Genomic DNA, 22,218 nt, shown 5'->3' on the forward strand with positions numbered 1-22,218 from the left:
AAATCAGCATCCTAGCTAATCATCTAGTTAACCACTATAACTATATTCGCCAAGATGACAGCACACAACAAATCCAAGATTTTTCGCTATGGAGCTATTCATGTCTCTCCCCCCTCCGCTGACTGACACCTTACAAGAGTTCCGACTACACGGAGGCGATGTCCCTACCTACCCCCGTAACATGACCCAGCGCCTTGCCCATTGGGCAAGTAAAACATCACAGCAACCCTTCTTAGCTGAGCGCCAAGAAGGCCCGCACAGGTGGCGAACGCTTACCTTCGGTGAAGCATTGCCACAAGTAAAACGCTTGGCACAAGCACTGATTGATCATGGCCTGTCGACGGAGCGGCCGTTGATGGTGCTGTCGGGAAATAGCATTGAGCACGCATTACTTGCCTGTGCCGCTATGCATGTGGGCATTCCTTACGTGCCGGTGTCACCCTCCTACGCGCTACTATCGGAAGATTTCGTTAAGCTGCGGCATGTGGTGGAACTGGTGACCCCGGGGATGCTATTTGTCGATGAGGAGGCGCGCTTTAGCCGGGCACTGGCGGCCGTTTGCGATAATGGCGTTACCTGTGTAGCCAAGATACCCGCACAGAGAGCCCTGACCTTTGACTCCCTCGTCTCGACACCGGCGACTCACGATGTAGAGAATGCCCACGCCCGCGTAACACCTGACACTATCGCCAAACTACTGTTTACCTCAGGGTCGACGGGCATGCCCAAGGCGGTGATTAACACCCACCGTATGCTGTGTAGCAATCAAACCATGCTAGCGAAACGGCAGAGCTTTCTAGAGCGGCACCCACCGGTATTAGTCGACTGGCTGCCCTGGCATCACACCTTTGGCGGCAATACGATTCTGGGGATGGCGATCCACAACGGGGGCGCTTTATATATTGATGATGGCAACCCCACTGCTCAAGGGGTTCAGCGAACTATAGAGAACCTGCGCGAGGTGTCGCCCACGTTTTACTGCAATGTCCCCAAGGGGTTCGAAGCGCTGGTCGAGCACCTGCGCAACGATGACTCCCTGCGCGAGGCCTTTTTCCACGACCTGCAAATGCTGCACTTCGGGGGCGCCGTGCTGCCCGCTCATGTGCGCGCTGCTCTGGAAGCATTAGGCAAACAGACACGCGGAGCTCCCGTTCCCATGTTGACGGGGCTCGGTTCCACCGAAGCATGCCTGGCCTTTTGCACCGAAGAGCCCAGCGACACACCAGGGTTGATCGGCCACCCTGTCCCGGGCATGACGGTGAAGCTGGTGGCGAAGGACGATAAGTGGGAGGCACGTCTTAAGGGGCTCAACATCACGCCGGGGTACTGGCGCGATAAACAGCGAACCAACGAGGCGTTTGACCACGAAGGGTACTACTGCACAGGGGATGCCATGCGACTCATTGACCCCGACCACCCCGAACGTGGGCTAATCTTTGACGGTCGGCTAAGCGAGAACTTCAAACTGGTGACCGGCACCTGGGTCAATGTGGGCACCCTGCGTCTACATCTCGTCGAACACTTCGCCCCACTCGCACAGGACATCGTGGTGGTCGGCGAAGGACGTGACTACCTGACCGGCATCGTCGTGCTGAACCTTCCTGCCTGCCAACAGCAGCTTGGCTCAGGGAAAACGCCGCTTGAGGTTCTGGCCGCAGACCCCAACCTGCAACAGTGGTTCGCAAAGCGCCTGGCGACCCACTGCCGTGGCCAGTCAAGCTCCATGCGGTTGGAGCGCCTATTGCTGCTCGACCAGCCGCTTTCCGTTGACCGTGGCGAATTGACCGACAAGGGATCGGTGAACCAACGGCTCGTTCGCGAGCGCTACACGGATCTCGTGGCATGTCTCTACGCTGAACCACCCCAGGATCCACGCATAATCCTACCCTCGACTAGCCCAGCGTCTTAACACTGGTACTTTTAGATAGCAATACGTGACCTAAAAAAGGCTGGCAAAGCGCCAGCCTAAAACGTGATCGAAACAGCGCTAAAGCACTTATCACAGTCACCTCACTGCAAAGCACAGGTCGTTAGAACTGGAAGGTGGCACTCGCTTGAAGGCGACTAGCGTCGTTAGAGACCCCATTGACCTGCTCGATATCAGCGTGCTGGTACTCAAGACCCAGCGCCGTACGCTCGGTCACATCCCAAATCACATTGGCAAACCCATAGTCGAGCGTTTCAAAATGATCGCCATAGCCTGCGGGCAAGTCTTGCTCAAGCCGCGAAACACCCACAGAACTGAACCAGCTATCCGTCCAGTGGTGATTCAATGAGAGGCCGAACGCCTGAGTTTCAATCGCTTCAAGCTCGTCACCCTCTACATAGACGTCAGGCGCATTACGGTGCCCTACATTGCCAGGGTTACCCATGTAGTTACCAACACCCTCGCCATAAGTGGCACTGCCTTTCAAGCTGGTTGAGGCATTAAAGGGCAAATTGAACTGCGCCTGTACCCCATAGCCCGTGACTTCGTCATCAGTGGTATTGGTGATGTTATTGGTCGAAAGTTGACGTGCTATCCCCGATAGCGCAAATAAACGCTTGTATTCATAGCGCAGCGTCAAATCTGGCAGTTGGCTCTCCCCATCGGCCACTGAAGCATCATTGCGGGCGATGACCGTCGTGGGGTTTTCCAATGCAGCCGAGAAACTCCCTTCTCCAACAGGCTGCGTATAGCGCAACTGGGCCTGCCGCTCGAAGGCATAGCCCTTAGGATCGCCGAGCGCCAGGGTGCGCGTCCCGCCCACAAAGCTCATGAAATTTGACCACGTTTGCCCGGCGAGAAAACCGTTCAGCTCGCCATACGCATGGCGCAACCCGAACTTGCCATCAGGCACAAAGTGCCCTTCGAAGTAAGTAGATAAACGCCCATAGTCAGTGGCGGTATGGGTGCGGAAATTCAGGCGGGACTCATAGGCCGTAAAGCTGGTTCGACCATCGGTTCTATTGCCTGGGTCCATCACGGCGTAAGGATCGGTCGATGTACCCAGGTCATAGTCGAAATCGTAAAACGCATCGAGCTTAACGTACCCCCCAAAAGCTATATCAGTTTTGGTGCCTGGAATATTAATCGTTGATCGATGATTCCATGGTGGGCCTACACGGCTTGGCTCACCAGTCACAACGGGTTCTCCGGCTTCTACAACATCAAACGCATGGGCCTGGGCAGCAAGCGCACAGGGAGCAAGAAGGGCGCATGTAACAAAGTGGTTAATTTTCATTGTTTGTCTCTGCTATTGGTCGTAATGGCTAGCTGTAATTGTTCTTAATGCGAATTTTGATCCGCATTACGTACCAAGCTGTAAAAAAAACCTCCATCTGTCAAACAGAATGGAGGCAGGACACCTTGGAGAACACATAAAGCATTGAATATAAATAATTTTACATAGTTAATACTTTGGTTTAATTATATATAATAACTAAATAGTCAGACATTTTTATCTTGATCAGCCAGCAACTCAGGGTAACGCAGCCCGATCAGCGCATGCTCGCGCATCAGCATTTCTGCACGCGCGCCTTCCCCTGACTTAAGTGACTGAAATATAAGCTCATGATGGAATTGAGCCAACTGCAACTTTTTAAACTCTCGCGCCAAGTCAGATTCGTCGATAATGATCGAGTCAGCAGCAGCAAAGGGCAAATGATTATTCCTTGCAATGGCATCCGCCACGACATCGCTGCCAATGGAGTGAATGATAGTGCCGTGGAAATGTGCATTCAGCTCACTCCACTGGTTAATATCTGATTCCAAAAGGTATCCTTTGGCGATAAGCACCTTTCCTTTTTGGATCCAAAATCTCAACTCCTTATCGACATTGTCCGAAACACCCTGCTCTGCCAGATGCCGAGCGGCCAGCCCTTCCAGCACCCCACGAACCTCCACCGCGCAGTGCACATCCGCCTGAGTAAACTCACGTACCATAAACCCACGCTTGCCCGCCTGCTGAAGCAACCCTTCCTGCTCCAGTGTACGAAAAGCCAGCCGTACCGGCGTTCTCGAAACCCCTAACTGCTCCGCAACCGCGACTTCACCAAGCCGTTCCCCAGGCGCATATGCCCCCTCGCTGATCAATTTACGCAGCCGACTGACGACACTTTTATCGTTGTTACTCATTTATTTTTTCCCTCATATCAACACGGTATTGCTCACCATTAGCGAACTATACGAAAGTATAGATTGACTACCCAAACCTTCCTCGCCTTTACTTTGGATCCAATAAAGATAATTACAACGCTAAACCAATAAGGAGTTTACCGTGACTCAACAAGCCCCCTTTCCCTTAAACACTTGGTACGTCGCCTGCACCCCAGAAGAACTGGCAGAGAAGCCACTTGGGCGAACTATTTGCAATAAACAACTAGTTTTCTTCCGTGGTGACGAAAACCGTGTGGCCGCCGTCGAGGATTTCTGCCCCCACCGTGGCGCGCCGCTCTCTTTGGGCTTCGTCCGTGATGGCAAGCTGGTTTGCGGCTACCACGGCCTTGAAATGAACTGCAGCGGCAAATGCGACAGCATGCCCGGCCAGCGGGTTCGCGGCTTTCCAAGCAATCGCGCCTATCCCGTTGAAGAGCGCCACGGCTTTATCTGGATCTGGCCCGGCGACCCCGAGAAAGCGGACGCTGACCTGATTCCCGAGCTGCACTGGGCCAATAACCCCGACTGGGCGTATGGCGGCGGCCTCTACCATATTCAGTGTGAATATCGTCTGATGATCGACAACCTCATGGATCTTACCCATGAGACCTATGTACACGCCTCCAGCATTGGTCAACCCGAGATAGAGGAAGCCGCACCGGAAACAACGGTGAACGGCGATGAAGTGGTCACCAGCCGCGAGATGGAGAATATCCCCGCACCGCCTTTCTGGCAGGCCGCTCTGAGGGGCAACGGGCTCGCTGATGACGTGCCCGTCGACCGCTGGCAAATTTGCCGCTTTACGCCTCCAAGCCATGTACTCATCGAAGTCGGCGTGGCCCACGCCGGAAATGGTGGGGCAAATGCACCGGCCAATGTAAAAGCCTCAAGTATCGTGGTCGACTTTATCACCCCGGAGACGGATACCTCCATCTGGTACTTCTGGGGCATGGCCCGCAACTTCAAGCCGGAAGACCAGGCGCTCACCGACAGGATCCGCGAGGGCCAGGGCAAGATCTTCGAAGAAGATCTTGAGATGCTCGAGGCACAGCAGCGCAACCTGCTCAAATACCCTGACCGCCAACTGTTGAAACTCAATATCGACGGCGGTGGTGTACAGGCGCGCCGCATCATTGACCGCATTCTGACGGAAGAACGAGCGGAGGAGCAGGCAACGCAAGCGCAGGAGACGACAGCATGAGCCACCCCTCCTTGTCGCTTATCGTAGAAGTCAAAGCGCGCCGTGAGGAGGCAATTGGCATCGCCACCTTTGAGCTTGCCGACCCTCATGGTCGGCCGCTTCCGCCCTTCAGCGCGGGCGCCCATATCGACGTGCAAGTGAAAGAGGGCGTGATACGACAGTACTCACTGTGCAATCACTCTGAGGAACGGGATCGCTACCTGATCGGCGTATTGCGGGACGAAGCCTCCCGAGGAGGCTCCGTCACCATGCACAATGAGGTTAAAGAGGGTGATCTCCTGCTGATCAGCGCCCCTAAAAACCACTTCCCGCTCAAGCCGGCTAAACGAACGTATCTGCTGGCGGGCGGGATTGGCATCACCCCGTTGCTGTGCATGGCAGAGCGGTTGGCGCGCACCGAGGCAGACTTCGAGCTGCACTACTGTGCGCGCTCCGCCGAGCGCATGGCCTTTCGCGAGCGTATCAAGGCATCAAGCTTTGCCGATAGAGCGCACTTTTACCTGGACGACGAAGCGTCCCCGCCCCTCGGCCTGGAGGAACTGCTCAGTGAGCCAGAGGCTGATGCCCAGGTTTACGTCTGCGGCCCTGCCGGCTTTATCGACGCCGTCCTATCAACGGGTAAACGGTGCGGCTGGCCAGATGACCACCTGCACACCGAGTACTTTGCAGGCGCTGAGACAGCCTCGGAAGACGACGGTAGCTTCGAGGTGCGTATCGCCAGCAGTGGTGCCTCCTTCACCGTGCCCGCCGATAAGACCGTCCATCAGGTGCTGGCTGAAAATGGCATCGACATCATGGTGTCCTGCGAGCAAGGGGTCTGCGGCACCTGCCTGACCCGTGTGCTTGAAGGCGAGCCCGACCACCGGGATTTATACCTGGAGGATCATGAGCACGCGGCCAATGATCAATTTACCCCATGCTGCTCAAGGGCCAAAAGCAAGACCCTCGTGCTTGACCTCTAACCCCGCATAAAACTTCAACCTATAAGAACAACAGACGAGAAGAGAGACCCAATGAGATCATCTACAACAACACTAAAATGCGCCCTGGCGGCCACCCTATTGACTTCTTTCGCCGTGGAAGCCAACACAACGATACGCATCGCCCATGTATGGCCTGGCGGGTCGATGATTGATAAGGAGATTTTTCAGGCCTGGGCCGATAGTGTCGAAGAAGCATCGAACGGCGAGCTGACCGTCGAGGTGTTTCCCAGCCAAACATTGGCTAAATCGGACCAAACCTACCATAGCGCCGTTACCGGTATTGCCGATGTGGGAGCGACCGCTCAAGGGTATACCTCGGGACGCTTCCCCCTGACGCAAATCGTCGAGCTGCCGGGCGTTTCGGAAAGCAGCCGCCAGGGCTCCTGTATTCTGCAATCGCTTTACGATGACGATCAGCTCGGTGATGAGTACGACGATAGCCACCCCTTGTTTATGTTCACCACAGGGCCTGGCTATTTACATACCAAAGAAGCGCTGATTGAAAGCCCCGATGATCTGGCCGGTCTGCGCTTGCGCCGCCCCACGTCGGTGGTTGGCGATATGTTTGAGCGCCTGGATGCGCAGGCGGTCGGCATGCCAGCACCGGATGTTTTCACCTCGATGCAACGTGGCGTGGTGGATGGCTTGAGCTTTAACTGGGAAGGCATGAAAACGTTTCGCCTAAACGAGCTTGCCGAGTACCACACCGAAGTGCCCCTGTATGATTTGTCCCTGATCGCGACCATGAACCCCGAAACCTATAACGGCCTGCCGGATCACCTAAAAGAGGTCATTGATGATCACAGCGGCCTTGAATGGTCAATCAAGGCATCCGCAATTTACGATGAGCTGAGCCGCCAAGGGCGCCAGGAAGCAGAAGACGCCGGGCATGAGTTCGTCGCGATCGACGATAGCTTAAATGACGATGAGTGGGGCCCGGTGCTTCAAGAAACCATTGATCGTTACCTCGATGAGGTAGGGGGAAATGCCAATGATATTTATCAGCGTGCGATGCAGCTAAAGCAAGACTGCGAGGTATAAAAGCGGCGTTTGTTGTTACCTGAGCCAAAAAAACGCTGCTTCTATAAGCAGCGTTTTGGTTTCTCATCCTTAACGCGATATCGCGCTAAAAATCGAAAAACACCGTCTCGCCTTCGCCCTGCAGGTGAATATCCAAACGATAGCGCACCTTGCCATCCGCCTCTTCGCGCTTGGCGATGAGGGTCTGGCGGCGCGCCGGTGACTCGATGCGCGAAAGCACCGGGCACTGCGCATTGGCGTCGGCCTCGTCATCAAAGTAAAGCCGCGTTTGCAGGTGGATGTTAACCCCCCGGGCGAACAGGGTAAGGTTGATATGCGGTGCCATTAATTGGCCGCTTGCATGCTTCACCGCACCGGGCTTGATGGTGGCCAACGTCCACTCGCTGCCGTGATCAAACGTCGTGGCAGTGCGGCCAAAACTGTTGAACGGCTTTTTCAGGTCGTAATCCGCATGGTAGTGGCCGTCAGCATCGGCTTGCCAGGCCTCGATAAACGCATCACGCACCAGATCACCGTTGCCATCTATGACGGTGCCCACCACCTCGATATGTTCGCCCTCTGCCTCGGGCTTGGCCATCTCGTTCCAAATCTCTTCATCGCGCACCGGGTTGCCTGCCGCGGCCAGGGCCAAGCCGATATGCACATAGGGTCCCGCGGTTTGCGAGGCGGTCTCACGCAGCATCAACTCGCTGGTCGGCTGGCTGTTGGGTTGTTTCATGATCTCTCCCCGCCCTTATTGATTTTCAAAGTAGGTTTGCAGCTCGCCGCGTACCACGATATCAAAGCGATAGGCGAGGCAGTCCATCGGCTTGCTGTGCGCCATATCCAGCCGCCCGATCATGGTGTCCACCGCCTCGGGGTCGTTGAGCGTATGCACGATGGGGCAAAGCGGAATCAGCGGGTCGCCTTCGAAATACATCTGGGTGATCAGCCGCGTGGAGATTGCAGGCCCGGTCACCGAGACGTGAATATGCGCCGGTCGCCAGCTGTTCATATCATTGGGCCACGGGTAGGGGCCGGGTTTGATGGTGCGAAAACGGTACATCCCCTGCTCATCGGTCAAACAGCGGCCCACACCGCCGAAGTTGGGATCCAGCGGTGCCAGGTACTTATCGTTCTTATGCCGGTAACGGCCACCCGCGTTGGCCTGCCACATTTCCACGAGGGTGTGCGGTACCGGCTTGCCGAACTGGTCCACCACCCGGCCAAACATGATAATCCGCTCGCCCTGGGGCAGCCCCTGGCTATCCGCTTGGCGAAAGTTCAGCAGCAGGTCGTTGTCATGCGGCCCCATGCGCAAGTGGCTAAAATCCGGACCGGTCAGCTCGGATGCGGTAGGCTGCTGCATACTCACCAGCGCCTGCTGGGGCGAGCGCGCTACCGAGGTTTTATAGCCGGGCGCGTAGGCAGGCGGATGCCAGTTGCGGTCGCGTGCTACAAAGCGTTTGTTATCGTAGGTCATCACCCTTACCTCTCATCCATTTTTTGAACCGCTACTCGCCCCAGCCCAGCTCTTTGGCAAGCGCAAAGGCGTGGTTGGCCGCCGGAACGCCACCGTAAATCGCCACATGCATCAGCACCTGACGCAGCTCTGCTTCCGTCAGGCCGATACGCTTGGCGGTTTTCAAGTGCAGCGTTAGCTCCTCGCGCCCTAGGGCGGCGAGAATGCCGGTGGTGATCATGCTGCGTTCGCGGCGGGTTAAATCGTTATTACTCCACAGCTCACCCCAGGCAAGACGGGTAATCATCTGCTGGAAGGGCGCATCCAGGCTGTTGGCGTTGGCGGTGGAGCGCGCCACGTGCTCCTCACCCAGTACTTGCTTGCGGGTTTCCAGGCCGGTCGCATAGGCCACGCCGTGGTTAGCCACGTCACCCAAATCAGCCGCCCATACGGCAAGTAGTTTTTCGGACAATAGCGCCGGGGCTTCCACCGAAGGCACGTGGCCTACGCCGTCAAAAATCTCCAGCGCCGCGCCGTCCAGTTCCGCCGCCAGGGCTTCCAGTGTCGCGGGTGGCGTGGCCATATCCTCGCTGCCGCCAAACAGCTGTACCCTGACCTTATGAGGGACGCTCTTACCTGAAAGCTTTCCAGTGAACGTATCGCGACCGAGCATTTCACATAGCTGGGCATAGGATTCATCGTCGCCACGGCCCATCTGCACGCACCAGCCCGCTTTTAGCGCCGGACTTGCTGCAAACGCCTTGGGTGCAAACCAGCGCGGCACGATCTCTTCAGACATCGCCGCCAGACCTTCCTGGCGAACCCGGCCTGCACGGGTATTCCATAAATCCGGATTACCAATCACCGCGCCGGTGTTGGTCAGCGTAGCGGAGAGCAGCCGCTCGCTATGCTCGGCAATCAGTTGCTGGCCCACCACACCACCAATCGAGGTGCCCACAAAGTGAAAGCGCGGAGCGCCCGCCAGTTCAGCCAGCGCCAAGGGCTCAGCGGCCAGGTCAGCGGGCGTGATCCGTTCACCACTCACCGCGTGGCTGGCACCGTGGCCGGGCAAATCCCAAGTCAGCACCCGGTAGCGGGACAGCAGTGCAGGAAGCATGTCATCCCACACCGCTTGGCTCATGCCCAGTGGATGGGCCAACACCACCAATGGATTGGCCTCTGAGCCGAGCAGGCGGTACGCCACGCTGCGGCCGTTGATTGTGTGAAATGCCATACGAACTCTCCCTTCCTAAGGCGTCGCATCATGGCGCGGCGCCTAATTGGAAAATAGCGGTAAGACGGATGATCGGTGCTTAGCACCTGGAAGAGGGAAAAGACCCTACTGTTCCTATTCCTTCTTACTTCTTACCTCTTAAGCCCTTTCTATCAGCGTAGCGATGCCCTGGCCCACGCCCACACACATGGTGCACAGCGCGTAACGTTTGCCACTGGCTTGCAGCTCATGGGCGGCGGTCAGCAGCAGTCGCGCGCCGGACATGCCCAGCGGGTGGCCCAGCGCAATGGCACCACCGTTGGGATTGACGCGCGGGTCGTCGTCTTTAAGGCCCAAGTCGCGCATGCAGGCCAATGCCTGGGCGGCAAAGGCTTCGTTGAGTTCGATAATATCAATCTCATCAAGGCTTACGCCTGTGCGCTCCAGCAGCCGGTTGACCGCAGGCACCGGGCCATAGCCCATGATGCGCGGCTCAACGCCCGCCGTTGCCATGCCGATGATTTTCGCCATGGGCGTGAGGCCGTACTGTTTAACCGCCGCTTCGCTTGCCACCAGCATTGCCGCCGCGCCGTCATTGACGCCCGAGGCGTTGCCCGCCGTGACGCTGCCGCCCTCTCGGAAAGGCGTGGGCAGGCTAGCCAGTTTTTCCAGCGTGGTTTCCCGCAGGTGCTCGTCCTGATCAAAGATCAGCGGCGCCTGCTTACGGCGGGAGATCTCAATCGCCGTAATCTCTTGGGCAAAGCGTCCGGCCTGTTGCGCGGCGGCGGCTTTCTGCTGGGAGCGCAGTGCAAAGGCGTCCTGGTCTTCCCGGGAGATAGTGAACTGCTCGGCGACGTTTTCCGCCGTCTCGGGCATCGAATCCACGCCATACGCTTTCTTCATCAGCGGGTTGATAAAGCGCCAGCCGATGGTGGTATCTTCAATCTTTTGGCCGCGGGCGAAGGCGCTGTCGGCCTTACCCATGACATACGGCGCGCGGGACATGGACTCCACGCCGCCGGCGAGTGCCAGGGCCATTTCGCCTGCCTTGATGGCGCGGAACGCGGTGCCCACGGCGTCCATACCCGAGCCGCACAGACGGTTCATGGTCGTGCCGGGCACTGAGGTAGGAGTGCCTGCCAGCAGCGACGACATCCGTGCTACGTTGCGGTTATCTTCACCGGCCTGGTTGGCGCAGCCCATAAAGACTTCGTCAATGGCAGCAGGGTCGAGATCCGGCGCTTCTGCCAGTACGGCTTTAAAAATCGTCGCGGCGAAATCATCCGGGCGCACGCTGGCCAGCGTACCGCCAAAGCGGCCTATGGCGGTGCGGCGTGGATGGCAAAGGTAGACGTTGCTCATCAAAAACTCCTTATTCGCCCGCGTGGGCGCGCTCGGTGCGGGCTTTCAGCTCGCGCAGAATTTCAAGCTCTTCTGTGCTGGGCTCGGACGTGCTCTCCAGCTGCTCGGCAAAGCGAATATCCCAGCCCGTCGCCTCGATCACGTCATCACGGCTAACGCCGGGGTGCAGCGACACCACCACCAGTTCTTTGGTCTCCGGGTCAGGCTTCATGACGCACAGATCGGTGATCACTCGGGTAGGACCTTTGCCGATATTAGGCACGTTATCGCGCCCTTTACCGTCGCGGCCAAAGCCTAGCGTGGTGACGAAATCGACATCCTGCACAAAGGCGCGCTTGGAGTGCTTGAGGGTGATAAACACTTCGCCCGCGTTGGTAGCAATTTCCGGCGCCCCACCGCCGCCCGGCAGGCGCACCTTGGGGGCTTTGTAATCGCCGATCAGCGTGGTATTCAGGTTAGCAAAGCGGTCGATTTGCGCGGTGCCCAAGAAGCCCACGTCCACCTTGCCGCCCTGCAACCAGTAGCGGAACATTTCCGGCACCGCCACGGTGGTCAGCGCCGATTCACACAGCTCGCCGTCTCCAATCGAGAGTGGCAGCACCTCGGGCTTGGTTTGCAGCGTGCCGGACTCATAAATCAGCACCACATCAGGAGCATGGGTAAGACGCGCCAGGTTGGCGGCTTCTGACGGCAGGCCAATGCCCACAAAACAAGTCATGCCGTTTTCCAGTGCGCGTGCCGCGGTTACCGACATCATTTCAGAAGAGGTGTATTCCGGGCTCATTAGGCTTTCTCCCCCGCATGATTGTGAACAACATTAAAGACGTTCTCATCGAGCCACTGGGTAAAGGTGTCACGGTCGCGGGCAATGGCATCCCACTCTTTGTAGAAGCGGTTGCTGCGGCCGTAATAGCCGTGGGTATAAGAAGGCAGCGCGCCTTTCTCGGCGACGGCAATGGCACTGACTGCCCAGCCTGGAATGACGCAGGCATTGGGGTGGGTGTTCAGGTCGTCGACGATCTCTTCCACCGTGACGATGCTGTGCTTGGCCGCCAATATGGCTTCTTTTTGAACCCCGACAATGCCTTCTACCAGCACGTTGCCCTGGCGGTCTGCCCGCTGGGCGTGAACAATCGAGACATCCGGACGCACCGACGGCACCGCGGCCAGGCGCTCACCGGTGAAGGGGCATTCGATGAATTTGATCTGGTCATTGACACTGGGCAGCTCGCTGCCGATATAGCCGCGAAAAACCGCCAAAGGAAGACCTGCGGCGCCCGCTTCAAAAGCGCAGGCCATGGCCGCGTGGCTATGCTCCAGAATCTCGATTTTGCGCGGCCAGCCTTTCTCCACCGCATCGCGTAGGCGGTGGAGGGAACCAACCCCCGGGTTACCGCCCCAGGAGAAAATCACTTTTTTCGCGCAGCCCGCACCAATCAGCTGATCGTAGATGATATCGGGGGTCATGCGAATCAGCGTCAGATCGCGCTTTTTCTGACGTATCACTTCGTGGCCCGCCGCGAAAGGAATCAGGTGGGTAAAGCCTTCCATGGCCACGGTAGCGCCGTCTTCAACGTAGCGGGCTACCGCGTCATGCAAGCTTAAAAACTCGGCCATGATGAATGCCTCTTAGCTGGACGTGACAAACTTGTTGGTTCTTGTTCGTTAAACGAACATAGATTCTCTATACGAACAAGTTACTGCCGAACGCTAATCGGGTCAAATCCGCTGGCGTTGACGAGGGCAACACCTCACCACACCGGGTTGTTAGGCGGGCATTTAAATATTTTATTTTCAAATAGTTATTCGTTATTCAGCCACTTTTTTGCACGCTCGACCTGACGCGTGCTGCTACCAAGGTATAAAGCAGGGTTGCAGGCCTTGATGAGCGCATCGGTGTCAACGGCGCTTTTTACATCAGGGCGCTCGGCGAGGACGTCTAAGTAGGGGCGGCCGGACAGACGGGCGGTTTCAGCCGCCTCAGCGCTGGTCGCTTTTGCCGCGTCTGGCCCAAGCCGAGGGGAGAGCAGGCGTGCGACGGGTTCGGCCATAATGCCACCCCCAGTGGCGGCTAAGTTGCGCTGCATGTTTTCGGGGTAGACTTCCAGGCCTTCGAGCAGCACCGCCATCTGCTCAAGTGCGCCTTCCACCAGCAAGGCGCTGTCGACCAAAGGCGCCCATTCCGCATGCCACTCCCCCAGCCCGCGCTCAAGCGGCTGGGCAGCAGCGTTCAGCAGCACACTGGTATGGCCATGCACCTGCCTAGCCGCGCCACGAATCAGCGCGCTGCGCACCGGGTTGCGCTTATGCGGCATGGAGGACGAGTCGCCCATGCCCGGTGCCGAGGGCTCTGCCACCTCGCCGACTTCGGTTTGCGTCAAGAGAGCCACATCAAGGGCGATTTTTTCAGCGGCTCCGGCCACCGCATCTAACGCCGTACTCAGCGAATGCACGGGGTAGCGGTCGGTATGCCAGGGCAACACGGGGGCATCTAAGCCCAACCGCTCGGCCAGGGCGTCCATCCATTCAAGTCCCTGCACGTCCCAGCCAGAATGCACACCCACTGCGCCACCAAACTGCACGGGGAGTTCAACAGTGCTTAAACGGCGACGGGCTTGCTCCAAGCCGATTGCCCAGTGGGCTACCTTGACGCCAAAGGTGATTGGCAGCGCCTGCTGCATTAAGGTGCGCCCCACCATGGGCGTGTCGGCATGAGCGCTCATCAACGCCGTCGCTGCCGAGCGGCAGCGCTGTAGCAAATCATCCAGCGCCGCTAGGCGTGGCTTAAGCAGCAGCATTAATGCGGAGTCGACCACGTCCTGGCTGGTTGCGCCTTGATGCCAATAGCGCTTAATTTCATCGGCAAGCAGCGCCCGTCCGTGTTTCACAAAGGGAATCGCCACGTTGCCGCCGCTTGCGATGCCCGCCGCGATCTCTTCGCTATCGAAGGCAGTGTGTTCCAACTGGGTGCGCATCTGCTGGCTAACGCCCTGGGGCACAGCACCGCTGGCTTCCTGTATCTCGGCCAGCGAAAGCTCAAATGCCAACATGGCACGCACCATAGCGTTGTCATCACAGGCTTCTAGCGCGTGCAGACTCATAAACGGATGCTTTAAAAATCCAGCAGGCATGGGCAGCAGCCTCCTTTTAACGGTACACAGGAAAAAGTTGCACATATGTTCGTCATTCGAACTATACGCTAAATAGGCAGGCGCTCACTTGCAAACGTTAACCTACGGTGGCTCGTGCTCACGAGTGAGGCAGTGTCTCGTCAGCGCGCACGTAGCGCAGCACCATATCAGTCACGTGTTCTTCTAACTTTTGTTGATTTTCCGGCGCGGCCTGCTGCCAATCAAAAATACGCGAAAAGGTATGCTGGTTTGAGACATTAAAAAATGACAGCGCACTAATCAGCCAATGCAGCTCCCGCGGGTCTAGCCCTTCGCGAAAACACCCTTCCTCGACGCCACGGAGGTACACGCTAGTGAGCACATCAATTACCCCTGCATTGAGCGATTGAATCAACTCTGACTGCGCCAAAAAGCGGCCATGATGAATATTTTCGATCATTACCAGACGAATGAAATCGGGGTTTTTGGCGTGGTGGCAAAAGGTAAACCGAACTAGTCGACTTAGCGCCTCAAGCGGGGCTAAGTGGTCAAGATCTAGCTCCGCCTCCTGCAGACGCACTTTCTGGTAGGCAGCTTCAAGCGTATGAAGGTAGAGCGTTTCCTTATCATTAAAATAGTAATAAATCATGCGCTTGGAAGCGCGGGTTTTCTCGGCGATTTCATCGATCCGCGCCCCTGAGAGGCCCTTTTCTGAGAATTCGCGGGTGGCCACCGCCAGGATATCGGCGCGCACGGATTCGGGGTTATTTTTACGCCGTTGCTGCGCGGAAGGGGGGCTGGCCTTGGTCGAAGTGGCTGTCATAGAGCGTGCCTTTTGTTGTCATGGTCATCTTTTGTCTAGTATGTCACAGCTTGACTGAACGTACCATTTCGTACATTGTTAATTGGGACAACATGGAAAGGCCAAGCACGCCACTGTTTTAAGGCTTTTTCACCCCATACAACGGCCCGACAAGAGGACAATAACAATGTCTCTGCATCCGCTATTTGCACTAAAACAAACATCTATGAAACACACACTAACGGCTGCCGTGGCTGCCGCCACGCTGATTGCCGCGGCGAATGCCTCTGCCCAGACGCTACGCTTTGCCCACGTTGATCCCGATGACTGGACCACCTCGAAAAAAGGTGCGGCCGCCCAGGTATTCAAAAACTTGGTAGAAGCCGAAACGGATCTAGAGATAGAGCTATACCCGGCTGGCTCATTAGGCGATGAAACCGAGCTTATCGAAGGCGCGCAGGATGGCACTATCAGTATCGCAATGGTTTCCGGTGCCTATGCCAATTTCTGCCCTGCGGTCGCCGTCACCGATATTCCTTACACCTTCCCGTCAGCGCCGGTGGCGTGGGAAGTGATGGACGGCGAGTTCGGCACTTCCCTGGCCGAGCATTGCTTAGAAGAAACTGGCTTGCGCACGCTAGCCTACGGCGAAACCGGCTTTCGCCACTTCACCAACTCCGTTCGCCCGATCAATTCACCGGAGGATATGGAAGGCCTGAAGTTTCGCGTGCAAACCATTCCTCTTTACGAAGAAATGATAAAGGGCCTTGGGGCTGAGCCGCAGGGCATCTCCTGGGGTGAGGTACCAACGGCGCTCTCTACTGGCGTAGTGGATGGCCAAGAAAACCCCATTTCGGTCATTTACGGCAACAATTTTTATGAGTTTCAAGATTACCTCACGCTAGACCGCCACGTTTATGGCGTCGATCATATTCTGATCAGTGATGAACTCTTCCAGTCGCTCTCCGAAGAAGAACAAGCCGCGGTGAAGCGCGCCGCTGTCGTTGCGGGCACCACCGGCCGTGCAGTCCAGCAGTTCAACTCGGCCGAGGGCATCGCCAAGCTGGAAGAAGAGGGCATGGAAGTGACCCAGCCCAACGCCGAGCAAATGGAAGCCTTCCGCGAAGCCGCCCAGCCTCCGGTGCAGGGCTACCTGCGCGATGAGCTTGGTGATGATGCCGAGTGGATTGAGCGTCTATCTTCCTCTGTGGAAGAGGCCTCCGAGCGTTTCTAACCCTCGCCTGATTCAAGTGCTTTGCGAGTGGGCCTTATACGCCCACTCGCATCTATGCTTGCCTGACAAACGATAGAAGGTGCTTTTATGTCTCATCTTCTCGCCCGAATACATCGTGGCCTGATCTTGTTCAATGGCAGCTTGGCAGGACTTGCCATGGTGCTGATTTTCCTGTTGGTCGCGGGCAATGCCTTTGCACGCTATACCTATGGCGGCTCCATTACCTGGGGCGAAGACACCGCCATCTACCTGATGATTTACGGTCTGATGTTTGGCATGTCTTGGGCGTACCTACAGGACAAACACATCGGGTTTGACCTTATTCGCCGCCTGCTACCGCCGAGCTGGGTACGCTGGCAGGCTGTTGCTGTCGATCTGGCGGTGCTGGTGATCGGCATAGGCCTGATGGTGTCGGCGGTTGAATTTATCGCCTCCCGTGGTGGGCGCACCTCCTCAAGCACGGGCATGCCGATGTGGCTATTTCAGGCGTCAATGCTGATTGGCGGCGGGCTGCTTAGCCTTTCTGCGCTGGTCATGGCTGGTCGTCGCCTGACCGACCACGACGGTCAGGAGGCATCATCATGATTTTTGTACTGCTTTTAGCCCTCATATTACTGGGCGTGCCGTTTGCGTTCGCTATTATCGGCACGCTTACCGTGCTGATGAGTACCGGCGATTTGCCCTACCACATTCGAATCGTCTCGCAGCAGTTTTTCGGTGGGATGGAATCCTTCCCGCTACTGGCGATACCGCTGTTCATTTTGGCCGGCGAGCTGATGAACGAAGCGGGTATTACGCACCGTATTATTAACCTGGCCACGGCGATCGTCGGCCGCCTGAAAGCCGGGCTGGCACACGTGAATATCTGGGCGTCGGTGATTTTTGCCGGGCTTTCAGGTTCAGCGATTGCCGACACCTCCGCGCTAGGGCGGGTGTTCGTCCCGGCGATGGAAAAAGAAGGCTATCCGCGCGATTTTTCTGCCGCCCTCACCGCTGCCTCATCGGTGATTGGCCCAATTATTCCACCCAGTATCCCGGTGATTATCTACGCGCTCACGGTCTCTGGTGTGTCGGTACCGGGGCTGTTTTTAGCCGGTATCGTGCCGGGGCTCCTGCTGGCGCTAGGGCTTTCCATTTACGTTTACTTTTTTGCCGGCGATCTGGGGGCGACGCAATTTAAGCAGCAATCACGTCGCCGCGCATTGCTCCACGGCCTTTTGCCAGCGCTGATGCCGGTATTTGTGGTCGGGGCGATTCTCATCGGTATCGTCACGCCCACCGAAGCAGCCGCCTTTGCCGTGGTCTACGCGCTGCTTCTCGGTGTGGTGCTCTACCGCAATATCAAACTGGTTAACCTGCCGGGCATTTTCGCCCGCGCCATGCGCGATAGCGCGGTCATTATGGTCATCATGGGTGCGGTCGCCGCAGCCAACTGGGTTCTAACCTTCGAGCGCGTGCCCAACATGCTCACTGAGTGGGCAATGATGAGCATCGACACCCAGTGGGCCTTCCTGATTGCTGTCATTTTGCTGTTGCTGGTGGTTGGGCTGTTCTTGGAAGGCATCGCGGCTATTTTGGTACTGGTGCCGATTCTGCACCCCATCGCCATGGCACTGGGCATCGACCCTCTTCACTTCGGCATCGTGGTGATCTTCAACCTGATGATGGGGCTAATCACACCGCCGATGGGGCTCTGCCTGTTTGTCGCCGACTCGGTCTCCGGCGTGGGGATGGGGCCCATTATCCGCCGCATTCTGCCGATGCTGGGTGTGCAGTTTTTAATCCTGCTGCTGATTACCTTCGTGCCTGAGCTGGTGACCTTCCTACCGCGCCTGGCGGGTTACTGATGTCAACCAATGATAGGAGCGTGATGCCATGTACTCGTCCATTGCCACGGTTTGCCTAAGCGGCTCACTGGAAGAGAAGGTAGAGGCCATCGCTCAGGCTGGCTTTGAAGGGCTTGAGCTGTTTGAAAATGACCTAACGGCGTTCCCCGGCACGCCGCGCGAGGCTGGCGCGTTGATTCGCGCCCGTGGTCTCAAGCTGGTCACCCTGCAGCCGTTTCGCGACTTTGAAGGCCTGCAGGGACGCGCACGCCAGACAGCGTTCGACCGCGCCGAACACAAGTTTGACCTGATGGAAGAGCTCGGCACGGATCTATTGATGGCGTGTAGTACCGTTCATCCTGATTCGCTGCCAGGCTTAAGCCGCGCCGCCGATGATTTCTATGAGTTAGGCGAGCGTGCCGCCCGGCGTAACCTGCGTGTGGCCTATGAGGCGCTGGCCTGGGGCCGCCATATTCACGACTACCGGGACAGCTGGGAAGTGGTGCGCCGCGCCGCCCACCCCAATGTCGGTCTTGTGCTGGATACCTTCCATATCTTCTCGCGCCAGACGGAACTGGGCACCGTTGGCCGCATTCCCGGGGATCGCATATTTCTGGTTCAGACCGCCGATGCGCCGCGTCTTTCCATGGATCACCTGTCGTGGAGCCGCCACTACCGCTGCTTCCCCGGCCAGGGTGAGCTGCAGATGGATAAGTTCATGGCCATGCTGGACGAGACACGTTACGACGGCCCGCTGTCCCACGAAATCTTCAACGATGTGTTCCGCATGGGGCACAGCGACCAAACCGCACGTGACGGTTTGCGTTCCTACCATTTGCTGCGCAGCATGCAGGTCGACAGCGGCATCCCTGTGCCGCAGCCAATTGAGTCGGTCGCCTTTCTCGAAATCGCCGTTGAGCCTGACGATCTAGCCCCGCTACGCGAGTTGCTCAGCGCCCTGGGCATGGCTTGCGTGGGGCGCCACCACACGCTGAATGCCGAACGCTGGGCCGCGGGCGACGTTAATCTGGTGCTTAACACCGAGGCGAGCTTCACCGGCCGTGTGCCGGGTCGCGACGCCACCGCTGTCACCGCAATCGGCCTGCGTGTGGGCAACGCTTATGAAGCGTTTAAGCGTGCAGACAAGCTGGGCTACGATATTGTCGAGCCAGAAGACGTCGGTGCCAGCCACCGCATGAGCGCCCTGCGCAATGTGGATGGCAGCCTCTCCTACATCATTGACGACTCACAACTTAGCCGCACATGGGATCGTGAATTCCCTGTCGATGTGCAGCCCGTCCCCCAAGGGGCACTGGTGGATATCGACCATATCAGCGTGGCCCTCTCCTACCACGACTATCTCTCGCTGATGCTGCAGTACCGCGCTATTTTCCAGCTGGAGCCGACGCCCTCCTTCGATGTAACCGACCCACGCGGGCTGATCCAAAGCCAGGTACTGCAAAACTATAACGGCCGCTTTCGGCTGGCGCTTAACGCCAGTGCCTCGCCGGATACCGCCAGCAACCGTTTTGTGCGCCAGTACGGCGGCTCGGGCATTCACCACGTCGCCCTGCGAACAGCCTCGATGCGCGACACCAGCGCAGCACTAAAGCAGGCGGGCACGCCGGTGCTGCCGATTCCCGGCAACTACTACCGCGACCTGGCCGCACGCTTCGACCTCCCAGCGCAAACTCAAGCATGGATGCAGGAGCACCACATCCTTTTTGATCAGGATAGCGGCGGCGACTTCCACCAGCTGTATACGCAACCCGGCCGCCAAACGTTCTTCTTCGAGCTAGTGCAGCGTGAAGGTTACCAAGGGCTGGGCGCGCCTAATGCCTTTGTGCGCGTCACCGCGCAGCAGCGCCTGGAAGCGGCCATTGACGAAAACGCTCAGAACATTGACCAAGACACGGGAGGTAGCCACGCATGATCAAACTTGGGCTGGTAGGCGAAGGCATTGCCAAATCGCAATCTCCCGATTTGCACGAACGGCTGGGCGCTTCGTTGGGTGTGCCGGTGCGCTACGATTTAGTGGATAGCCGGGGCGTTGAGGATTTCGATTTTCGAAGCGCGATACAAACGCTGCGTGCCGAGGGCTACCGTGGCACCAATGTTACCTTCCCCTTTAAAGAGAAAGCCGCACAGCTGGCCGATATCCGCGGTGAAGGAGTGCGCCGGGTAGGCACCGCCAACACGCTGCTGTTCGATGAACACGGCCTGCGTGCTGAAAATACCGATTACACCGGCTTTATCAGTGCCTACCGCTACTCCTTTGGCAACCAACCCGCAGGCGATGTGCTATTGATTGGTGCCGGAGGCGTGGGCCGCGCGGTGGCATGCGCCCTGGGCGAACTCGCTGTCAGCTGTATCCACATTCTTGAGCGCGACAGCAAACGAGCACAAAGCCTTAGTCGTGACCTTAACAGCATGGGCATTACCGCCGATTGCGTTACCCCAGAGCAGGCGCAGCAAGAGCTGCCCAATTGGCAGGGCGTGGTCAACTGCTCGCCTATCGGCCATATCAATCACCCCGGCTGCCCCATCGACACCGCCGGCTTGGGTGCTCAGCACTGGGTGTTTGATGCGGTGTACATTCCGGCTCATACCGAACTGTTAAATGCCGCTTACCAAGCCGGTGCTAAAACGCTGTCGGGGGTTGATCTGTTCGTGTTTCAAGGTGTGGATGCGTTTCGCTTTTTTACCGCTGAGTCTATCGATGCTGAGCAGATTGACCCGCATGTCATACCGCTACGTACCCACTATTTCGAACAGCTCGTTACCCCAAAAGCTAGCAACGTGCCATAAAACTTTGACCATGAATCTCTTATCGTGAAATTCTGGCAAAGTCACGTGCGATCATTCGTTATTCGAACACCCCATTCTTAGTACGCTAAAGAGACCACTATGCTCGCCATTCTTGCCATTACCACGCCGATTTTCCTACTGATTGGCACAGGGTATCTGGCAAGATGGAGCGGCATTATCCAGCATGACCAAATGCAGGGCGTGGGGGTTTTTGTGCTTTACTGCGCGCTACCCGCGCTGGTGATTCGCGCATTAACCCAGCAACCGTTAGAAGACATTTTTAAGCTGAATTATCTGGTGGCTTACGGGCTTGGCTCGCTGGTGGTGTTCGCTGGAGGGCTGTGGCTTGGCATTAAGCGCCAGCAATTATCGCTTAACGCAAGCGCAATGCAGGCACTGGGAATGGCCGCCGCCAATAGCGGTTTTGTAGGCTACCCAGTGGCGGCCATGGTGATTGGTTCCCCAGCAGCGGTGCTGTTGGCCCTTAACATGGTGATTGAAACGCTAATTATTATCCCCACCGCTCTGATACTTGCCGAAATGGCCACCCAACAAGGGGCGAGCGTTTGGAAGACAGTTAAGCAGACGGCTCTCAGCCTGGCGAAAAACCCCGTGCTGGTGGGTTTATTGACTGGCATTGTGATCGCCGTGACTGGCACAGCCATTCCCGGCCCGCTGTACAAAGCAATCGATATGCTGGCCGAATCCGCAGGTCCAGCGGCGCTATTCGTGATTGGCGGCGCACTATTTGGCCTTAAGGTCAAAGGCATGGCCAGAGACGTTGGACAAATTGTGATCGGCAAACTGCTGATTCACCCGCTGGCGATTTTCAGTGCCTTTTGCTTGGTGCCCGGCATCGACCCAGTTTACAAAGCCGGTGCCATCCTCTTCGCTGCTGCGCCGATGATCAGTATTTATCCGTTGTTCGGCCAACGCTATGGGCTGGGCGGCGTCAGTGCCGCCGCCATGCTGGTGGCAACGGTCGCTTCTTTCTTCACGCTGAGCTTGATTATCTGGTGGATGACGCTAGCAGGATTACTAACTACGTAGTAACCCAAG

At 57.2% G+C, this 22,218-nt stretch carries 20 protein-coding genes; 10 read left to right on the plus strand and 10 right to left on the minus strand.

The genetic code is table 11. The features are described 5' to 3' along the window. Positions 1 to 100: 100 nt before the first annotated feature. Positions 101 to 1,909 (plus strand): feruloyl-CoA synthase, encoded by a 1,809-nt coding sequence (locus tag CPH17_RS12015; RefSeq protein WP_074398277.1) that lies wholly within the window; start codon positions 101 to 103, stop codon positions 1,907 to 1,909. Between the two features lie 121 nt (positions 1,910 to 2,030). Here CPH17_RS12015 and CPH17_RS12020 read toward each other — a convergent pair whose 3' ends face one another. Both CPH17_RS12020 and CPH17_RS12025 read right to left on the minus strand, forming a co-directional pair. Further along, entirely contained in the window at positions 2,031 to 3,224 is a 1,194-nt protein-coding gene (locus tag CPH17_RS12020) for a DcaP family trimeric outer membrane transporter (protein ID WP_096299658.1), read from the minus strand. 206 nt (positions 3,225 to 3,430) lie between these two features. Next, a complete protein-coding gene (locus CPH17_RS12025; RefSeq protein ID WP_096299660.1) occupies positions 3,431 to 4,117 on the minus strand; it encodes a GntR family transcriptional regulator in 687 nt (228 codons plus the stop codon). 142 nt (positions 4,118 to 4,259) lie between these two features. Here CPH17_RS12025 and CPH17_RS12030 point away from each other — a divergent pair, with 142 nt between their 5' ends. From CPH17_RS12030 to CPH17_RS12040, 3 genes are read left to right on the plus strand one after another with little or no spacing between them, the layout of a single operon-like run. Further along, a complete protein-coding gene (locus tag CPH17_RS12030) occupies positions 4,260 to 5,339 on the plus strand; it encodes an aromatic ring-hydroxylating dioxygenase subunit alpha (protein WP_096299662.1) in 1,080 nt (359 codons plus the stop codon). Beyond that, a complete protein-coding gene (locus CPH17_RS12035) occupies positions 5,336 to 6,301 on the plus strand; it encodes a PDR/VanB family oxidoreductase (protein ID WP_096299664.1) in 966 nt (321 codons plus the stop codon). The genes CPH17_RS12030 and CPH17_RS12035 overlap by 4 nt, the downstream gene beginning before the upstream one ends. Positions 6,302 to 6,352: 51 nt before the next feature. Further along, complete coding sequence (locus CPH17_RS12040) at positions 6,353 to 7,363, plus strand: TRAP transporter substrate-binding protein (RefSeq protein ID WP_096299666.1); 1,011 nt, start codon at positions 6,353 to 6,355, stop codon at positions 7,361 to 7,363. Between the two features lie 85 nt (positions 7,364 to 7,448). Here the strand turns inward: CPH17_RS12040 and pcaG are convergent, their stop codons facing one another. The 8 genes from pcaG to CPH17_RS12080 all read right to left on the minus strand — a co-directional run bounded on the left by pcaG (position 7,449) and on the right by CPH17_RS12080 (position 15,312). Then, the gene (pcaG, locus tag CPH17_RS12045) at positions 7,449 to 8,081 is read right to left on the minus strand and encodes a protocatechuate 3,4-dioxygenase subunit alpha (RefSeq protein WP_172898698.1); all 633 of its coding nucleotides are present in this window, start codon (positions 8,079 to 8,081) and stop codon (positions 7,449 to 7,451) included. Positions 8,082 to 8,096: 15 nt separating this feature from the next. Beyond that, positions 8,097 to 8,825 (minus strand): protocatechuate 3,4-dioxygenase subunit beta, encoded by a 729-nt coding sequence (pcaH, locus tag CPH17_RS12050; protein ID WP_074398266.1) that lies wholly within the window; start codon positions 8,823 to 8,825, stop codon positions 8,097 to 8,099. A 31-nt stretch (positions 8,826 to 8,856) separates the two neighbouring features. Continuing rightward, positions 8,857 to 10,038 carry an alpha/beta fold hydrolase gene (locus CPH17_RS12055; protein ID WP_074398265.1) on the minus strand — a complete coding sequence of 394 codons (1,182 nt, stop codon included), beginning with the start codon at positions 10,036 to 10,038 and terminating at the stop codon, positions 8,857 to 8,859. Between the two features lie 138 nt (positions 10,039 to 10,176). Continuing rightward, positions 10,177 to 11,379 carry a 3-oxoadipyl-CoA thiolase gene (gene pcaF, locus CPH17_RS12060; RefSeq protein ID WP_096299670.1) on the minus strand — a complete coding sequence of 401 codons (1,203 nt, stop codon included), beginning with the start codon at positions 11,377 to 11,379 and terminating at the stop codon, positions 10,177 to 10,179. A gap of 10 nt (positions 11,380 to 11,389) precedes the next feature. Continuing rightward, positions 11,390 to 12,163: a CoA-transferase subunit beta gene (locus CPH17_RS12065; RefSeq protein ID WP_074398261.1), complete on the minus strand. Its 774-nt coding sequence runs from the start codon at positions 12,161 to 12,163 to the stop codon at positions 11,390 to 11,392. Beyond that, on the minus strand, positions 12,163 to 12,996 hold the full coding sequence (locus CPH17_RS12070) for a CoA transferase subunit A (protein ID WP_074398260.1): 834 nt from the start codon (positions 12,994 to 12,996) through the stop codon (positions 12,163 to 12,165). Before CPH17_RS12070 ends, CPH17_RS12065 begins: the two co-directional genes overlap by 1 nt. Before the next feature lie 185 nt (positions 12,997 to 13,181). After that, positions 13,182 to 14,510 carry a class-II fumarase/aspartase family protein gene (locus tag CPH17_RS12075; protein WP_074398258.1) on the minus strand — a complete coding sequence of 443 codons (1,329 nt, stop codon included), beginning with the start codon at positions 14,508 to 14,510 and terminating at the stop codon, positions 13,182 to 13,184. A gap of 118 nt (positions 14,511 to 14,628) precedes the next feature. After that, a complete protein-coding gene (locus CPH17_RS12080; protein ID WP_074398256.1) occupies positions 14,629 to 15,312 on the minus strand; it encodes a TetR/AcrR family transcriptional regulator in 684 nt (227 codons plus the stop codon). 205 nt (positions 15,313 to 15,517) lie between these two features. Between CPH17_RS12080 and CPH17_RS12085 the strand changes: the two genes are divergently transcribed. From CPH17_RS12085 to CPH17_RS12110, 6 genes are all read left to right on the plus strand, one after another. Then, the gene (locus CPH17_RS12085; protein WP_074398597.1) at positions 15,518 to 16,525 is read left to right on the plus strand and encodes a DctP family TRAP transporter solute-binding subunit; all 1,008 of its coding nucleotides are present in this window, start codon (positions 15,518 to 15,520) and stop codon (positions 16,523 to 16,525) included. Positions 16,526 to 16,612: 87 nt separating this feature from the next. Further along, positions 16,613 to 17,110: a TRAP transporter small permease gene (locus tag CPH17_RS12090; RefSeq protein ID WP_074398254.1), complete on the plus strand. Its 498-nt coding sequence runs from the start codon at positions 16,613 to 16,615 to the stop codon at positions 17,108 to 17,110. Next, the gene (locus CPH17_RS12095; protein WP_172822116.1) at positions 17,107 to 18,372 is read left to right on the plus strand and encodes a TRAP transporter large permease; all 1,266 of its coding nucleotides are present in this window, start codon (positions 17,107 to 17,109) and stop codon (positions 18,370 to 18,372) included. The genes CPH17_RS12090 and CPH17_RS12095 overlap by 4 nt, the downstream gene beginning before the upstream one ends. A gap of 28 nt (positions 18,373 to 18,400) precedes the next feature. Next, complete coding sequence (locus tag CPH17_RS12100) at positions 18,401 to 20,284, plus strand: bifunctional sugar phosphate isomerase/epimerase/4-hydroxyphenylpyruvate dioxygenase family protein (protein WP_074398251.1); 1,884 nt, start codon at positions 18,401 to 18,403, stop codon at positions 20,282 to 20,284. Next, positions 20,281 to 21,159, plus strand: a complete 879-nt coding sequence (locus CPH17_RS12105; RefSeq protein ID WP_082934301.1) for a shikimate dehydrogenase family protein — start codon at positions 20,281 to 20,283, stop codon at positions 21,157 to 21,159. Before CPH17_RS12100 ends, CPH17_RS12105 begins: the two co-directional genes overlap by 4 nt. Before the next feature lie 99 nt (positions 21,160 to 21,258). Then, the gene (locus CPH17_RS12110; RefSeq protein ID WP_074398250.1) at positions 21,259 to 22,209 is read left to right on the plus strand and encodes an AEC family transporter; all 951 of its coding nucleotides are present in this window, start codon (positions 21,259 to 21,261) and stop codon (positions 22,207 to 22,209) included. The last annotated feature ends 9 nt before the right edge of the window (positions 22,210 to 22,218 follow it).

This window comes from Halomonas sp. hl-4 (assembly GCF_900215475.1).
Lineage (GTDB): Bacteria > Pseudomonadota > Gammaproteobacteria > Pseudomonadales > Halomonadaceae > Vreelandella.

Excerpts from the sequence above, each read along its gene's own strand:
- CPH17_RS12015 (WP_074398277.1), top strand. The coding sequence starts at position 101 with ATGTCTCTCCCCCCTCCGCTGACTGACACCTTACAAGAGTTCCGACTA.
- CPH17_RS12020 (WP_096299658.1), bottom strand. The coding sequence starts at position 3,224 with ATGAAAATTAACCACTTTGTTACATGCGCCCTTCTTGCTCCCTGTGCG.
- CPH17_RS12025 (WP_096299660.1), bottom strand. The coding sequence starts at position 4,117 with ATGAGTAACAACGATAAAAGTGTCGTCAGTCGGCTGCGTAAATTGATC.
- CPH17_RS12035 (WP_096299664.1), top strand. The coding sequence starts at position 5,336 with ATGAGCCACCCCTCCTTGTCGCTTATCGTAGAAGTCAAAGCGCGCCGT.
- CPH17_RS12040 (WP_096299666.1), top strand. The coding sequence starts at position 6,353 with ATGAGATCATCTACAACAACACTAAAATGCGCCCTGGCGGCCACCCTA.
- pcaG (WP_172898698.1), bottom strand. The coding sequence starts at position 8,081 with ATGAAACAACCCAACAGCCAGCCGACCAGCGAGTTGATGCTGCGTGAG.
- pcaH (WP_074398266.1), bottom strand. The coding sequence starts at position 8,825 with ATGACCTACGATAACAAACGCTTTGTAGCACGCGACCGCAACTGGCAT.
- CPH17_RS12055 (WP_074398265.1), bottom strand. The coding sequence starts at position 10,038 with ATGGCATTTCACACAATCAACGGCCGCAGCGTGGCGTACCGCCTGCTC.
- pcaF (WP_096299670.1), bottom strand. The coding sequence starts at position 11,379 with ATGAGCAACGTCTACCTTTGCCATCCACGCCGCACCGCCATAGGCCGC.
- CPH17_RS12065 (WP_074398261.1), bottom strand. The coding sequence starts at position 12,163 with ATGAGCCCGGAATACACCTCTTCTGAAATGATGTCGGTAACCGCGGCA.
- CPH17_RS12070 (WP_074398260.1), bottom strand. The coding sequence starts at position 12,996 with ATGGCCGAGTTTTTAAGCTTGCATGACGCGGTAGCCCGCTACGTTGAA.
- CPH17_RS12075 (WP_074398258.1), bottom strand. The coding sequence starts at position 14,510 with ATGCCTGCTGGATTTTTAAAGCATCCGTTTATGAGTCTGCACGCGCTA.
- CPH17_RS12080 (WP_074398256.1), bottom strand. The coding sequence starts at position 15,312 with ATGACAGCCACTTCGACCAAGGCCAGCCCCCCTTCCGCGCAGCAACGG.
- CPH17_RS12085 (WP_074398597.1), top strand. The coding sequence starts at position 15,518 with ATGAAACACACACTAACGGCTGCCGTGGCTGCCGCCACGCTGATTGCC.
- CPH17_RS12090 (WP_074398254.1), top strand. The coding sequence starts at position 16,613 with ATGTCTCATCTTCTCGCCCGAATACATCGTGGCCTGATCTTGTTCAAT.
- CPH17_RS12095 (WP_172822116.1), top strand. The coding sequence starts at position 17,107 with ATGATTTTTGTACTGCTTTTAGCCCTCATATTACTGGGCGTGCCGTTT.
- CPH17_RS12100 (WP_074398251.1), top strand. The coding sequence starts at position 18,401 with ATGTACTCGTCCATTGCCACGGTTTGCCTAAGCGGCTCACTGGAAGAG.
- CPH17_RS12105 (WP_082934301.1), top strand. The coding sequence starts at position 20,281 with ATGATCAAACTTGGGCTGGTAGGCGAAGGCATTGCCAAATCGCAATCT.
- CPH17_RS12110 (WP_074398250.1), top strand. The coding sequence starts at position 21,259 with ATGCTCGCCATTCTTGCCATTACCACGCCGATTTTCCTACTGATTGGC.